Origin of the sequence: Actinomycetospora lutea (genome assembly GCF_028737205.1) — a bacterium.
Taxonomy (GTDB): Bacteria; Actinomycetota; Actinomycetes; order Mycobacteriales; family Pseudonocardiaceae; genus Actinomycetospora; species Actinomycetospora lutea.
Genome location: NZ_JAQZAL010000016.1, coordinates 121478 through 135617, shown reverse-complemented (window position 1 = coordinate 135617; position 14140 = coordinate 121478). Strand labels below are relative to the sequence as shown.

Sequence of the window (14140 nt, the reverse complement as noted above, 5' to 3'; positions counted from 1 at the left end):
ATCTGCCACGGAAACTGCGCGCATAGCGCTTCCTGGCCACCTGCGGCGACGCTGCTCCGCACAATGCTCAGGTGACCTGGAACCAGTAGTTCTCGACGTCCAGCCCGGGCACGGTGCGCTCGCCGGTGAGGGGCAGCGGGGTCGCGACGTCGTCCACGGTGAGCACCCTGTCAGGGCGCGGGACCCTGGCGATCGAGGACCGGGCACGGCGATGCTGGCCGGGTGCTGACGCAGTACTGCCCGATCGAGACGGCGGCGGAGATCGTCGCCGAGCGGTGGAACCTGCTGATCGTCCGGGATCTCCTGGGACCACCGCGCGGGTTCAACGACCTGCACCGCTGCCTGCCGCGCTGCTCGCGCTCGATGCTCGCCGGACGGCTCCGCCGGCTCGAGCGGGCCGGGCTCGTCACGCGGACGGGGCACGGCAGCGGGCGCGCCGTCGCGTACTCCCTCACCGAGGCGGGCCGGGAACTCGAGCCGGTGCTGATGGCGCTCGGCGAGTGGTCGGTGCGGCGCCTGTTCGCCGACCCCGCACCCGAGCAGCTCGACCCGGCGATGCTGGCGTTCCGGATGTCGGAGAAGGTCCGCGCCGCGCGCCTGCCGCCGGACCGCACCGTCGTCGAGCTGCGCTGCCGGCGTCCCGAGGCGCGGCAGTGGCTGCTGCTCGAGGCGGCGGGCTCCACGGCCTGCAGCCACGACCCGGGGCACGCGGTCGACGTGGTCGTCACCGGCGACACCGCCGAGCTGCAGCGGTGGTTCATCGGCCGACGCCGGTTCCCCGACGCCCTCGCCGACGGCACGATCACGATCGCCGGGCCGCGGTCGATCGCGACGGAGTTCCCCCGCTGGTTCGACCCGGCGACGCCCTGGCACGCCACGATCGCCCGGCTCGCCGAGGAGGCCGACCAGCCGCACCAGTCCGATTCCCGGACTGGTGACGACCGTTCCGCGGCCCCGACCGTGGAGGCATGACCACCGACAGCACCACCGAGCCCCGGGTCACCGGCCACTACGACCGTCTGCTCGCCGCGCAGTACACGTGGATGCTCGGCGGCGACATCGAGCGCACGGCGGCCGGTCAGCGGGACCTGCTCGCCCCGCTCCTGCCCCCGCCCCGCGACGGCACCGCCGTGGACCTGGGCTGCGGGTCGGGCGCACAGACCCTCGCGCTCGCCGACCTCGGCTACGCGGACGTCCTCGGCGTCGACCCCGACCCCACCCTGCTCGCCGAGCTGCGGGCACACGCCGCCGGCCGGCCCGCCGTGCGGACCCGGGAGACCGACGCCGTCACGGCGGTCGAGGAGCTGGCCCCGGGGTCCGTGGCGGTGGTCGTGTGCATGGGCGACACCCTGCTGCACCTCGCCTCGCCGGCCGCCGTGGACGCGCTGTTCGCCGGCGTGACCCGCGCGCTGCGGCCCGGCGGGACGGTCGTGCTGACCTACCGCGACCTCACCGTCGACCTGCGCGGCACCGACCGGTTCGTCCCCGTCCGCAGCGACGAGGACAAGATCCTGACGTGCTTCCTCGACGTCGCCCGCCCCGACGTGGTGGAGGTGCACGACATCGTCCACGTCCGCACCCGGGATGGCTGGGTCATGCACGCGAGCAGCTACCCCAAGCTGCGCCTGGCGCCGGAGCGCGTGCGCGACCGGCTCGCGGCGGCGGGACAGGACGTCGTCCACCACGAGCGCGGGCCCCGGGGCCTGTGGTGCACGACGGCCCGCCGGCCCCACGGCGGCGTGAGCCGGTAGGGGGCCGCCGTCGGCGTGTCGCGCCAGCGAGCATGTGGCGATCCTGGCGTCACATGCCAGCGATGCCGCATCGCTCGCACACCCCCGGGAGCTCGCGCGCGGGTCGGCAGCACCCCGGTCTAGTGGTTGAAGCGGGAGGACACGGGCTCCGACCACCCGGTCGGGAAGGCGTTCGCCGTCCACACCGTCCCGGTGACGCGGAAGACCGTTTCCCGGCCGGTGGCGGGCCCGTGCACCTCCTCGACCGGGGCCGGGCGCACCTCGGCCGTCCCGGTGAGCTGGAGGGTCGCGCCGGTCCGCCAGTCCGGGAAGAGCAGGCCCGCCGCCGGGTCGAGGCGCAGGTTCCCGAGGGTCATCATCATCGCGTTGCCGACGTAGTCGGGCCAGGTGAGCTCGGTCGGCGACACGACGCGGACGACGCCGGGGTCGCCGCCGCGGTGGGACACGTCCGCACCGCCGGCCGCGGCCGTGGCGACGAAGAAGGTGTCGGCGGCCTCGACCAGGCGCACCGCGTCCGCATCGAGGGCCTCGCCCCGGGTCGCCGACGGCGCGGGCGTCGCGGGGGCCCCGTCCGGTCGGGCGCGGGCCTGGATGTGCTTGGGGCAGTTGCCGTACGCCTGCTCCACGGCGACCTCGCCACCCCCGTCGACGGGCCGCCAGCGGCCGTTGATCCGCAGCCGCTTCCGCGTCGCGAGGTCGATGGCCAGGGTGCCGACGTCGGCCGGACCGCGCAGGGCGTCGGCGAGCGGGTCGCTCGCCGGCACCGCCGCGCCCACGCGCAGCGCGGTCGGGTCGGCGGCGCTCAGGAACCCCTCGGGCCCGTGCAGGGCGGTGGCCCACATCCGCCCGTCGTGGTCGGCGGCGCCCAGCACGAGCAGCCGTTGGCGGCCCAGGAACTCGCTCGCCCCGCGGGGGATCGAGCGCGCGATGATCGGGCGGACCCGCGCGGCCTGCTCGGAGAGCCCGGCCTCCCGTTGTGCGGCCAGCTCGCCGTCGTGGAACGCGGTGGGGTCCCGGAGGTCGGCCATGCCCGGATATTACCGAACGACCGGTAAAGAACAAGCCCGGCTACGCCCGGTCCTCCGGCACGAGCAGGCTCGGCAGGAGCGCGACGGTCTCGGCGAAGACCCCGGTGTCGCCGGTGACCCGGCCGAGGACGAGCGCGCCCTCGACGCGCACGAACGCGTCGCGCGCGGCGCGCACCGCCGCCTCGGGCCGGTGGCCTGCGCGCCGCGCGGCGTCGGTCATCGCGTCGAGCCAGGCGGTCGCGAGCGACCGCGCCCGGTCGCGCAGCGGGGCGGGGGCCCCGGCCAGGGTCATGGTGTCGAGCACGCAGGACAGCGCGCCGAACCCGTAGAACTCCCCGAGCCCGCGGGCCGTCTCGGCGATGCCGCGCGCGACGTCGGGGTCGTCGCGCATCGGCGCGAGGATCGCCGCGAAGCGCCGCCCGACGTGGGTGAGGGCGACCTGCGCCATCTGTTCCTTGCCGTCGGGGAAGCGGTGGTAGAGGCTCGCGCGCTGCAGCCCGGAGGCCGTCGCGAGGTCGCCGATCCCCGTCCCCTCGTACCCCTTGGCGCGGAACACCGCGGCGATCAGGTCGCCCAGCTGGTCCTCGTCGACGGACGGCGGTCGCGGCATGCCCCGAGGTTACCGAATCATCGGTCAAGACGCGCCGCGGCCCACAGCTCGGCGTAGCGCCCGTCCGCGGCCAGCAGCTCCTCGTGCGTGCCGTGCTCGACGAGCACACCGGCGTCGAGCACGGCGATCGCGTCGGCCGCCGCGGCCTGGGTGAGGCGGTGCGCGACGACCAGGGCGGTGCGCCCGCGCAGCGCCCGGTCGGCCGCGGCCTCGAGCACCCGCGCGCCGGCGCTGCCGGCCTCCGCGGTGGCCTCGTCGAGCACGGCGACCGCGGGGTCGGCGAGCACGAGCCGCGCGAGGGCGAGCTGCTGGGCCTGCGCGGCGGTCGGGGTGTGCCCGCCCACCGTGGCGGCGTCCGCGCCGACCAGAGCGAAGCCGGCCGCGAGCACGGCGGCGACCCCCAGGTACTCGGCGAGGTTGAGCCGCCCGAAGAACCCGGTCTGCAGGCGCACGACCCGCAGCGCGAGGTCGACCACGTCCTGCGCCCGCGAGCGGACCCGCTCGGTGTGGTCGTCGTGCAGGTCGAGCGCGCGGACGGTGGCGATGCCGCCGGCGGTGTCGAGCAGCTGTTGCTGCTGGGCGCCGCCGACCTCGCGCTGCTCGCGGTAGAGCGGGCTCGACCGGCGCACGTACCAGCGGGCGGTGAGCACCTGGACCGGCACGGCCACCAGCGCCGCGAGCAGGAAGCGCGGGTCGAGCACGGCGAGCCCGCCGAGGCTCAGCACGATCACCAGCGCGCCGCGCGCCATGTCGGGCACGGCCTGGCGCACCGCCTCGCCGACCAGGGCGAGGTCGGCGGTGACGCGCGAGGTCAGGTCGCCCGCGCCGGCGCGCTCGAGGCGCGCGAGCGGCAGCCCGAGGGCGCGCGCGACGAACGCCTCGCGCAGGTCGGCGAGCACCTCCTCGCCGGCGCGGGCGACGGCGGCCATCCCGACGACGGCGAGCAGCCCCTGGGCGAGCGCGGCGCCGGCGAGGCCGAGCACGGGGCCGGTGACCGCGTCCGCCCCGCGGCGGTCCACCACGACGTCGACGATCTGCCCGAGCAGCGGCGGGACCAGCACGCCGGCGACCGCGCTGGCCACGAGCGCCCCGAGCCCGACGGCGAGGACGCCGCGGCGACCGCGCAGCAGCCGCCCGAGCGCGATCCGGACGGCGCGGGCCCCGGCGACGGGGAGCAGCTCCCGCCCCGGCGGTCCGGCTCCCCGGCGGTCCGCGTCCGTCACCCCGTCACCACCGCTCGATAGGCCGCGTCGGTGTCGAGGAGCGCGGCGTGCGTGCCGGTCGCCGCGACCCGGCCGTCGACGAGCAGCACCACCCGGTCCGCGACCCCGAGCAGCGCGGGGCTCGTCGCGAGCAGCAGGGTCGTGCGCCCGGCCCGCACCGCCGCGAGGCCCTCGGCGATCCGGACCTCGGTGACGGCGTCGATGGCGGTCGTGGGGTCGTGCAGCACGAGCACCGGCGCGTCGGCGGCCAGCGCGCGCGCCAGCGCGACCCGCTGGCGCTGGCCGCCCGAGAGGGAGCGGCCCTGCTCGGTGAGCACGGTGTCGACGCCGCCGGGCAGCACCTCGGGGACCTGGTCGGCCTGCGCGGCGGCCATCGCCGGGACCACCGACCCGTTCCGCGCGGCGGCGGCGACGTTGGCCCGCAGCGTGCCCGAGAACAGCGCGGACCCGTGCGCCGCGACGACGACCGCGGTGCGGGCGACCCGCGGCGGGTGCGCGGCCAGCGGCTGCCCCTCGACGGTCACCGTGCCGCGGTCCGGGTCCACCTCCCGGGCCACGCACGCCACGAGCGCCGCGGCGTCCGCGGGGTCGGCGGCGACCACCCCGACGGTCTCCCCGGCCGCCACGTCGAGGTCGATCCCACGCAGGGTGCCGTGGTGCAGGTCGTGCACGGCGAGGCCGGGCCGGGCGGGGACGGGCGGCGTGCCGGGGTCGCCGTCGCCGATCGCGGGGCCGGTGGCGAGCAGCGCGGCGATGCGCGCCGCCGACGCCCGGGCCTGCGCGACGCGGGCGTTGACCCAGCCCAGCATCTGCAGCGGGGTGACGAGGAACTGGGCGAGGCCGACCGCCGCGACCAGCCCGCCGACGCTGATCCGCCCGTCGGCGGCGAGGCGCCCGCCGACCAGCGCGACGAGGGCGAGGAAGAGCCCGTTCGCCGCGAGCACCGCACCCTGGTAGCCGGCCTGGACGCGGGTGGCCCCGAGCGTCGCGCCGAGCGCGTCGCGGCTGGCCCGCCGGTAGCGGGCGACCGCGGCCGGCACCACGCCGAGGCCCTTGAGCACGCGCACGCCGTCGACGAGGTCGGCCGCGACCCCGGAGGCGCGCGCCGCCCGCTCCTGCTCCGGGCCGCTGCGCCGCTGCAGCGGGACGCCCAGGAAGTGCACGACCAGCAGCAGCGGCGGCGTCCCGAGCAGGATCAGCAGGCCGAGCGGCACCGAGGTCCGCAGCAGCGCGACCGCGGCGACGACCATGGCGGCCAGCGCCGCGAGCCCCAGCGGCACGGCGAAGTTCACGACCCCGACCCGCTTCGCGTCGGCGACCGCGACGGTGGCCAGCTCGCCGGGCAGCCGGCCCGCCTCGGCGCCGCCGCGCGGGTCGAGGAGCTGGCCGGCCACGAGCAGACGCAGCCGCTGGTCGGCCCGGACGTCGGCGAGCCAGGCGCGGCGGGCGCCCCAGCGGTAGGAGAAGGAGAGCACGAGGAAGTCGAGGCCGAGCACGGCGAGCCAGCCGAGGAGCGCGATGGGGGTCGCCGGCGGCGATCGCGCGGTCCACCACGACACCGACCAGCACCGGGACGAGGGCCTCGCAGGACTGGTGGCCCACGAAGAACACCGCCGCGGCGGCGACGGGGCCGCGCTGGTCGCGGACCGCGTCGCGCAGCAGGGCCGGGCCGGTGATCGGTGTGGTCACGGGGCGGTCACGGCGGTCAGGTTCTCACGGCGTCCCGTGACCGCTTGATCACGTGATGTGGCCGTTATGACAGTCGCGTCGCCTGATCCGGGCGAGTTAGGTTAGGGTTTCCTAACGATCTTGCATCTTACGGGCGAGGCGAGGAGTGCGATGAGTCGCGAGCCGGGGTGGCCGGACCCCCACCGTAGGGGAGCGGGGCCGGACGCCGTCCTCGACGTGCTGGGCGTGGGGTTCGGCCCCTCGAACCTGGCGCTGGCGCTGGCGGTGCAGGAGCACAACGAGCGGGTTCCGGCCCAGGACCGGGTGGTGGCGTCGTTCGTGGAGCAGCAGGCGGCGTTCGGCTGGCACCGCGGCATGCTGCTGGCGAACGCGACGATGCAGGTGTCGTTCCTCAAGGACCTCGTCACGATGCGGGACCCGACGAGCCCGCGGTCGTTCCTCAACTACCTGCAGGGCCAGGGCCGGCTCGCGGACTTCATCAACACCAAGACGATGTTCCCGTCGCGGGTGGAGTTCCACGACTACCTCGAGTGGTGCGCGGCCGATGTGCGCCACCTCGTGGCGTACGGGACGCGTGCGGTCTCGGTGCAGCCCGTGACCGGCCCGGACGGCACCGTCGACGAGCTCGACGTGGTGCTGCGCGACGCGCAGGGCGACGGCACGCGGGTGGTGCGCACGCGCAACCTGGTCCTGGCGACCGGCCTGGTGCCCTGGCTGCCCCCGGGTGTCCAGCGCTGCGAGCGGGTCTGGCACAACAGCGAGCTGCTGTTCCGGCTCGCCGAGCTCGCGCCCGCCCCGCCCCGCAGCCGCCGCTACGTCGTCGTCGGCGCCGGTCAGAGCGCGGCCGAGGCCACGGCCCACCTGCACGACCGCGAGGACGCGGCCGCGGTGCACTCGGTGTTCTCGCGCTACGGGTACAGCCCGGCCGACGACACCTCGTTCGCCAACAGGATCTTCGATCCCGAGGCGGTGGACCACTTCTACGCCGCGCCCGGCGAGGTCAAGCAGATGCTCATGGACTACCACGCGAACACGAACTACTCGGTGGTCGACCCGGAGCTGATCCAGGACCTCTACACCCGCGCCTACCAGGAGAAGGTGGCCGGGGAGCAGCGCCTGCACGTGCACGGCGCGAGCCGCGTCGCGGGCGTGCCGGGGGCACGGTCGGCGACCGGCGAGTTCGCCCTCGAGGTGGAGTTCCTGCCCACCGGGCAGGTGCACGCGATCGGCACCGACATCGTCGTCTACGCCACCGGCTACCGCCCGATCGACCCCAGCGGGCTGCTCGGTGACGTCGGCGCCTGGTGCCGCCGCGCCGAGGACGGCGAGCTCCTGGTCGAGCGCGACTACCGGCTCCACACCGTCCACCCGCTGCGGGCGGGGGTCTACCTGCAGGGACCCACCGAGCACACCCACGGCATCAGCTCGACGCTGCTGTCGACCACGGCGGTGCGCGCGGCCGAGATCCTCGACTCGGTGCTCGGCCACCGCCGCCCCGAGCCCGACCTCGCGGTCGCCCACGCCGAGATCGGGGAGCCCGCGACGCTCGGGTCCGGTTGGGGCGACCCGGGAGTGATCACCGAATGAGCCCGGTGACCGGACCGGCGTTCGTCACCGGCGCCGCCGGGGGCATCGGGGCCGCGGTGTGCCGGCGACTGGCCGACGCGGGTGCGCCGGTGGCCCTGCTCGACCGCGACCCCGACGCCACCGGGGCCGCCGCCGACGCCCTGCGCGACCGCGGCGCCACCGCCGTGGCCGTGCCGGGCGACGTCACCGACCCCGGGGCGGTGGAGAAGGCCGTCGCCGCGGCGGAGGACGCCCTCGGGCCGCTGCGGACGCTGGTGAACGTGGCCGGCGTGCTGCACGTCGCGGCGGTCACGGAGATCGACGACGCCGACTGGCGCCACTGCCTCGACGTCAACGCGACCGGCGTGATGCACGCCTGCCGCGCCGTCGGTGCCCGCCTCGCCGAGCGCGGCGGCGGGTCGGTGGTCACGGTCGCGTCGAACGCCGCGGGCGTGCCGCGCACGGGGATGGCGGCCTACGCCGCGTCCAAGGCCGCCGCCGTGGCCGTCACGCGCTGCCTGGGCCTCGAGCTCGCCGGGCAGGGCGTGCGGGCCAACGTCGTGTGCCCGGGGTCGACCGACACCGGGATGCTGGACGCGATGGGCGACCTCCCCGCCGACCACGCCGCCCTGGTCCGCGGCTCGGCGGAGACGTTCAAGCTCGGCATCCCGCTGGGCCGGATCGCCGCGCCGCAGGACGTCGCCGAGGTCGTCGCGTTCCTCGCCTCCGACGCCGCCCGCCACGTGACCCTGCAGACCGTCTACGTCGACGGCGGGGCCTCGCTCGGTCCCTGAGCTCGTCTCGCGCCCCACCCTGCGCCCGCCGTGTGAGAGGACCCCCATGACCAGCACCCCGACCAGCGCCGGTCCGGATCCCGACGTGTCGGTGGACGTCCCGCCCGGGCTGGGTTCCGGACCCGGCGCCTTCCTGTTCTCCACCCGCGAGCTGACGCTGCGGACCACCGGGGTGCGCACGCGCGTGCCGGCGGCCTCCCCGGGGTCGGTCGGCGCGATGGCCGCCGCGACGCTCGCCGCCGAGCGCGCGGCGGGCCACCCGGACCCGCTGGTGGTGGGCGCGATCGGGTTCGCGCCCGGCACGGCCCGGCTCGTCGTGCCCGCCCACGTCCACCGCGCGCCGACGGTGGCCCGCGAGGAGGGTGACGCGCCGCCGGTCCCGCCGCTGGTGGCGCCGCCGTCGGCCCCGGCGTCGGTCGGCACGCGCTGGGACTTCCGCGCCGAGCCGCCCCCGCCGCGCTACGCCGCCGCCGTGGCGCGGGCGCTGGAGATGATCGCCGACGGCGACGTCGAGAAGGTCGTGCTCGCGCGCGCCGCGACGATGACCGCGCCGGAGCCGCTCGACGTCGCCGCGGTGCTCGAGCGCCTCGCCGTCCGCAACCCCTCGGGGTACGTGTTCGCCGCCGACGTCACCGACCCGCACGGGACCACCCGGGGCCCCGGGCCGCGCACGCTCGTGGGCAACAGCCCCGAGCTGCTCGCCGCCCGCCGCGGCGACGTCGTCGTGTCCCACCCGCTCGCCGGCACCGCACCGCGCAGCCCCGACCCCGAGGAGGACGCGCGCCGCGGCGAGGAGCTCGCCCGGTCGACGAAGGACCTGCGCGAGCACGCCCTGGTCGTCGACCGGGTCGCCGAGCGCCTCGCGCCGTACTGCGCGTCGCTCGACGTCCCGTCCTCGCCGAGCGTCACCCGCACCGCGTCGCTGTGGCACCTGGGCACCCGCATCGAGGGCCGGCTGCGCGACCCCGCGCCGACCTCGCTGCAGCTCGCCGAGGCGCTGCACCCGACGCCCGCGGTGTGCGGCGAGCCGACCGACGCCGCGCGCGCGGCGATCGAGGAGCTCGAGGAGTTCCCGCGCGGCTTCTACACGGGCCTGGTCGGGTGGTGCGACGCCGCCGGGGACGGGGAGTGGGCGGTGACCATCCGCTGCGCCGAGGTCGCCGGTCGCGCGGTGCGCGTCTACGCGGGGGCGGGCGTCGTCGAGGGCTCGCGGCCGGAGGCCGAGCTCGCCGAGACCGCCGCCAAGTTCCGCACGCTGCTCGCGGCGCTGGGCCTGGAGGCGACACCGTGACACGGAGCGTTCACGGGAGCACGGCGATAGGGGAGCTGGCACCGACCAGCACCGTGAGCGGGTCGCTCGCCGAGGACGTCGTGCCCTACCCGGCCGCGTTCGCCGAGCGCTACCGCGCGGCGGGGTACTGGACAGGGCAGACCTTCCCGGCGCTGCTCGACCGTGCCGTCGCCGACCACGGCGACCGCACGGCCGTCGTCGGCACCGGCCCGTCGGGCGCGCAGCGCTGGACCTACGCCGAGCTCGACGCGCGCGCCCGCGGCCTGGCCGCCGGCCTCGCCGAGCGCGGGGTGGCACCCGGCGACCGGGTCGTGGTGTGGCTCCCGAACGTCCCCGAGTACCTGGAGACGGTCTTCGCGCTGTTCCGGCTCGGCGCGCTGCCCGTGTTCGCGCTGCCCGCCCACCGCGGCAGCGAGATCCGCTACTTCGCCGAGCACGCCGAGGCGGTCGCGATCGTCACGGTGGCCCGGCACGACCGGTTCGACCACGCGGCGGCGGCCGCCGAGGTGGCCGCCGCGGTGCCGAGCGTGCGCCACGTGGTGGTCGCGGGCGGCGGCGAGCTCCCCGACCGTGCCGTCACGCTCGCCTCGCTGCGCCGCACCCCGCCCGACGTGCTGCCCGGCGACGACGCCGATCCGTCGTCGGTCGCGTTCCTGCAGCTCTCGGGCGGCACGACGGGGCTGCCCAAGCTGATCCCGCGCACCCACGACGACTACCTCTACAGCGTCCGGGCCAGCGCGGAGATCTGCGGCCTGTCGCGCGACACCGTGTACCTCGCGGCCCTGCCGGCCGCCCACAACTTCACGATGAGCTCGCCGGGCCTGCTGGGCGTGGTCCACGCCGGCGGGACCTCGGTGCTCGCGCCCGCACCCGACGCCGACACCTGCTTCGCGCTGATCGAGGCGGAACGGGTCACGCTGGCCGCCGTGGTCCCGCCGCTGGCGGCGGCGTGGGTGCAGGCGGCCTCGTCGTCGACGAGGGACCTCTCCAGCCTCGCGATGCTGCAGGTCGGCGGGGCCAAGTGCGCCGCCGAGCTCGCCCGCCGCATCCCGGCGGCGCTGGGGGCGCGCCTGCAGCAGGTGTTCGGCATGGCCGAGGGCCTCGTCAACTACACCCGCGACGACGACCCCGACGACGTCGTCGAGGAGACCCAGGGCAGTCCGATCTCGCCGGACGACGAGATCCGGGTGGTCGACCCCGCGGACCCCGACGAGCGCGAGGTGCCCCGCGGCGAGGTCGGGGCCCTGCTCACCCGCGGGCCCTACACGATCCGCGGCTACTACCGCGCCGCGGAGCAAAACGCCGAGGCGTTCACCGCCGACGGCTTCTACCGCACCGGCGACCTGGTCCGGATCACCGAGCGCGGCGACATCGTCGTCACCGGCCGGGTCAAGGAACAGATCAACCGGGGCGGCGAGAAGATCGCCGCGGAGGAGGTCGAGAACCACCTGCTCGCCCACCCCGACGTCGTCGACGCGGCGATCGTCGGCGTCCCGGACGAGTTCCTGGGCGAGTGCACCCACGCCTACGTCATCCCGGTGCCCGACCGGGACGCGCCGCGCCCGAACGCCCTGCGCCGCTTCGTGCGCGAGCGCGGGGTGGCCGCCTACAAGGTGCCGGACACCGTGGAGGTCGTCGACGCCTTCCCCGTCACCGGGGTGGGCAAGACCAGCCGCCGGGCGCTGCGGACCGCGCTCGCCGCGCGCGCCACGTCGAGCCAGGCCGAGCAGGCAGAGGAGACCCACCCGTGAGCATCCCGTCGATCGCGCCCTACCCGATGCCGCACGCGGACGAGCTGCCGGCCAGCCGCCCCGACTGGTCGCCCGACCCCGAGCGCGCGGTCCTGCTCGTCCACGACATGCAGCGCTACTTCCTCGCCCCGTTCGCGCGGGACGAGGAGCCGGTGAGCGTCTGCGTCGCGAACATCGCCACGCTGACCGCCCGGGCCCGGTCGCTGGGCGTCCCGGTCGTCTACACCGCGCAGCCCGGCGAGCAGCCGCCCGCCGACCGCGGCCTGCTCGACGACTTCTGGGGACGTGGGCCGGCTGCCGCCTACCTCGAGGACCCCGGGGTCGTGTCGATCGTCGACGAGCTCGCGCCCGCGGCCGGCGACGAGGTCCTGACCAAGTGGCGCTACAGCGCCTTCCAGCGCAGCTCGCTGCACGACCTGCTCGCCGACGCGGGCCGTGACCAGCTGCTGATCACCGGGATCTACGCGCACATCGGGTGCATGGTCACCGCCGTCGAGGCGTTCATGCGCGACGTGCAGCCGTTCCTCGTGGCCGACGCGGTCGCCGACTTCTCCCGCGACCACCACGAGCAGGCCCTGACGTGGACCGCGCAGCGCTGCGGGGTCGTGCTCCCGACCGCCGGCGTGCTCGGAGCGTTCGACCGCGTCGCCCGCCGCGCACCGGCGTGACCGACCTGCCCCTCACCGGGGCGCAGGAGGGCATCTGGTTCGCCCACCACCTCGACCCCGCCACCCCGATCCACACCACCGGCGGCGCACACGTGGATCGAGGAGGCCCAGGGCCCCCTCGGAACTGCACGAGGGCCCGCGGTCCTCCCCCGCCCTGCTGCGCCTCGACGAGGGCACCACGTCTGGTTCCACCGCTACCAGCAGGTGGTGACGGACGCGTACGGCTCCTCGCTGATCGCCCGCCGGGTCGCGACGCTCTACGGGGCGCGTGATGCTCGTGATCTCCACGAGCCCCGGCGCGACGCCACGGCAATGCCGCCAGGGCCACGACCCCCGCCCCGAGCGCTACTGGCTGGTATCCCTCGCCAGGCGAGCGATACCAGCCGGTAACCGCCGCGTCAGGGGTCAGCGCCCCGCGCGCTCCATGCTCTCCACGAGGCTGCGGGGACGCATGTCGGTCCAGTGCTGCTCCACGTAGGCGAGCGCGGCGGCACGGTCGACGCCCGGCTCGCCGTCCGTCCCGCCGCCCGGGGCCTCGGCGCCCAGCACCACCGTCCACCCCGCCGGGACCTCGGCGAAGACGGGCCAGAGGCTGTGCTGGCCCTCGTCGTTCACGAGCACGAGGAAGCGGCCGTCGCTGTCGTCGAACGGATTGGGCATCGGGTCACGCTCCGTTGAACAGGCGGCTCCAGGCCGCGACAGTGGGTTCCTCGGCGAGGTCGACGAAGCCGATCTCGGAGCCGGTCTCGGCGCGCCACTGCTCGACGAGGCTCATGAGCCGGATCGAGTCGAGGCCGAGATCCATGAGGTCGTCGTCGTCGCCGACGTCCTCGGGCGCCTCGCCGAGGGCCGCCGCGATGTCGGCCCGGAGCCGGTCGCGATCGAGGATCACTGCCGCCATGGCTGGTCCTTCCGTCGGTGCAGGGGGCTGGTCAGGTCGGGTCCGGGGCGAGGGATCGTGCTCGCCGACCGCCGCCTCCGAGCGCCGGCGGCGCCGCCGCGCGGGCACGCACAGGGGCGTGTGCTCCTCGGGGTCGGCGACGATCCGCACGTCGAGCCCGAAGACGGCCTTGACCATCTCCGCGTCGACGACCTCGGCGGGCGGGCCCTGCACGTGGATGCGCCCCCGGTGCATGGCGACCAGGTGGTCGGCGTAGCGGCAGGCCTGGTTGAGGTCGTGCAGCACCATGACGACGGTGCGGCCCTGCTCGCGGTTGAGGTCGGCGAGCAGGTCGAGCACCTCGACCTGGTGGGCCATGTCGAGGAACGTGGTGGGCTCGTCGAGCAGCAGGATCTCGGTGTCCTGGGCCAGGGCCATCGCAATCCAGGCCCGCTGGCGCTGACCGCCGGACAGCTGGTCGAGCGCGCGGCGGCGCAGCCCGACCGTGTCGGTGACCTCGAGGGCCCACTCGATGTGGTCCTGGTCGTCGCGGGAGAACTGCTGCAGCCAGGACTGGTGCGGGTAGCGGCCGCGGGCGACGAGGTCCTCCACGGTCAGCCCCTCGGGTGCCGCGGGCGACTGCGGCAGCAGGCCGAGGCGCCGGGCGACCTCGCGGGTGCCGAGCTTCGCGAGCTCGGTCCCGTCGAGCAGCACCGCCCCGGACCGGGGAGCGAGCAGGCGGGCGAGCCCGCGCAGCAGCGTCGACTTGCCGCAGGCGTTGGCGCCGACGATCGCCGTGATCTCGCCCGCGGGCAGCGCGAGGGAGAGGTCGGCGACGACCGGGTCCCCGCCGTAGCCCAGGGTCAGGTCACGGGCGTGCAGGCTCACG

At 76.1% G+C, this 14140-nt stretch carries 13 protein-coding genes; 7 read left to right on the top strand and 6 right to left on the bottom strand.

Features of this window, described 5'->3' with window-relative positions; all coding sequences use genetic code 11:
- The first annotated feature begins 222 nt into the window (after positions 1 to 222).
- Positions 223 to 972, top strand: a complete 750-nt coding sequence (locus tag PHK61_RS18650) for a winged helix-turn-helix transcriptional regulator (RefSeq protein ID WP_274282513.1) — start codon at positions 223 to 225, stop codon at positions 970 to 972.
- Positions 969 to 1751, top strand: a complete 783-nt coding sequence (locus PHK61_RS18645; RefSeq protein ID WP_274282512.1) for a class I SAM-dependent methyltransferase — start codon at positions 969 to 971, stop codon at positions 1749 to 1751. Before PHK61_RS18650 ends, PHK61_RS18645 begins: the two co-directional genes overlap by 4 nt.
- A 119-nt stretch (positions 1752 to 1870) precedes the next feature.
- Here PHK61_RS18645 and PHK61_RS18640 read toward each other — a convergent pair whose 3' ends face one another.
- From PHK61_RS18640 to PHK61_RS18625, 4 genes are read right to left on the bottom strand one after another with little or no spacing between them, the layout of a single operon-like run.
- Positions 1871 to 2779 (bottom strand): pyridoxamine 5'-phosphate oxidase family protein, encoded by a 909-nt coding sequence (locus tag PHK61_RS18640; protein WP_274282511.1) that lies wholly within the window; start codon positions 2777 to 2779, stop codon positions 1871 to 1873.
- A 40-nt stretch (positions 2780 to 2819) separates the two neighbouring features.
- Positions 2820 to 3389, bottom strand: a complete 570-nt coding sequence (locus tag PHK61_RS18635; RefSeq protein WP_274282510.1) for a TetR/AcrR family transcriptional regulator — start codon at positions 3387 to 3389, stop codon at positions 2820 to 2822.
- A gap of 17 nt (positions 3390 to 3406) precedes the next feature.
- Positions 3407 to 4612, bottom strand: a complete 1206-nt coding sequence (locus PHK61_RS18630; RefSeq protein WP_274282509.1) for an ABC transporter transmembrane domain-containing protein — start codon at positions 4610 to 4612, stop codon at positions 3407 to 3409.
- Positions 4609 to 6171, bottom strand: coding sequence for an ABC transporter ATP-binding protein (locus PHK61_RS18625; protein WP_337993976.1), 1563 nt, complete (start codon positions 6169 to 6171; stop codon positions 4609 to 4611). Before PHK61_RS18625 ends, PHK61_RS18630 begins: the two co-directional genes overlap by 4 nt.
- 280 nt (positions 6172 to 6451) lie before the next feature.
- On the opposite strand from PHK61_RS18625, the gene PHK61_RS18620 reads away from it, so the two are divergent.
- The 5 genes from PHK61_RS18620 to PHK61_RS18600 are packed head-to-tail and all read left to right on the top strand — an operon-like array spanning position 6452 to position 12371.
- The gene (locus PHK61_RS18620) at positions 6452 to 7888 is read left to right on the top strand and encodes a lysine N(6)-hydroxylase/L-ornithine N(5)-oxygenase family protein (RefSeq protein ID WP_274282508.1); all 1437 of its coding nucleotides are present in this window, start codon (positions 6452 to 6454) and stop codon (positions 7886 to 7888) included.
- A complete protein-coding gene (locus PHK61_RS18615; RefSeq protein WP_274282507.1) occupies positions 7885 to 8661 on the top strand; it encodes an SDR family oxidoreductase in 777 nt (258 codons plus the stop codon). The genes PHK61_RS18620 and PHK61_RS18615 overlap by 4 nt, the downstream gene beginning before the upstream one ends.
- 46 nt (positions 8662 to 8707) lie before the next feature.
- Positions 8708 to 9952 carry an isochorismate synthase gene (locus PHK61_RS18610; protein ID WP_274282506.1) on the top strand — a complete coding sequence of 415 codons (1245 nt, stop codon included), beginning with the start codon at positions 8708 to 8710 and terminating at the stop codon, positions 9950 to 9952.
- Between the two features lie 53 nt (positions 9953 to 10005).
- Entirely contained in the window at positions 10006 to 11703 is a 1698-nt protein-coding gene (locus tag PHK61_RS18605; RefSeq protein ID WP_274282505.1) for a (2,3-dihydroxybenzoyl)adenylate synthase, read from the top strand.
- Entirely contained in the window at positions 11700 to 12371 is a 672-nt protein-coding gene (locus PHK61_RS18600; protein ID WP_274282504.1) for an isochorismatase family protein, read from the top strand. The genes PHK61_RS18605 and PHK61_RS18600 overlap by 4 nt, the downstream gene beginning before the upstream one ends.
- Positions 12372 to 12776: 405 nt before the next feature.
- On the opposite strand, the gene PHK61_RS18595 is transcribed toward PHK61_RS18600, so the two are convergent.
- Together PHK61_RS18595 and PHK61_RS18585 are read right to left on the bottom strand one after the other, a co-directional pair.
- A complete protein-coding gene (locus tag PHK61_RS18595; RefSeq protein ID WP_274282503.1) occupies positions 12777 to 13031 on the bottom strand; it encodes an MbtH family protein in 255 nt (84 codons plus the stop codon).
- Between the two features lie 4 nt (positions 13032 to 13035).
- On the bottom strand, positions 13036 to 14139 hold the full coding sequence (locus PHK61_RS18585) for an ATP-binding cassette domain-containing protein (RefSeq protein ID WP_337993975.1): 1104 nt from the start codon (positions 14137 to 14139) through the stop codon (positions 13036 to 13038).
- Position 14140: the final 1 nt, after the last annotated feature.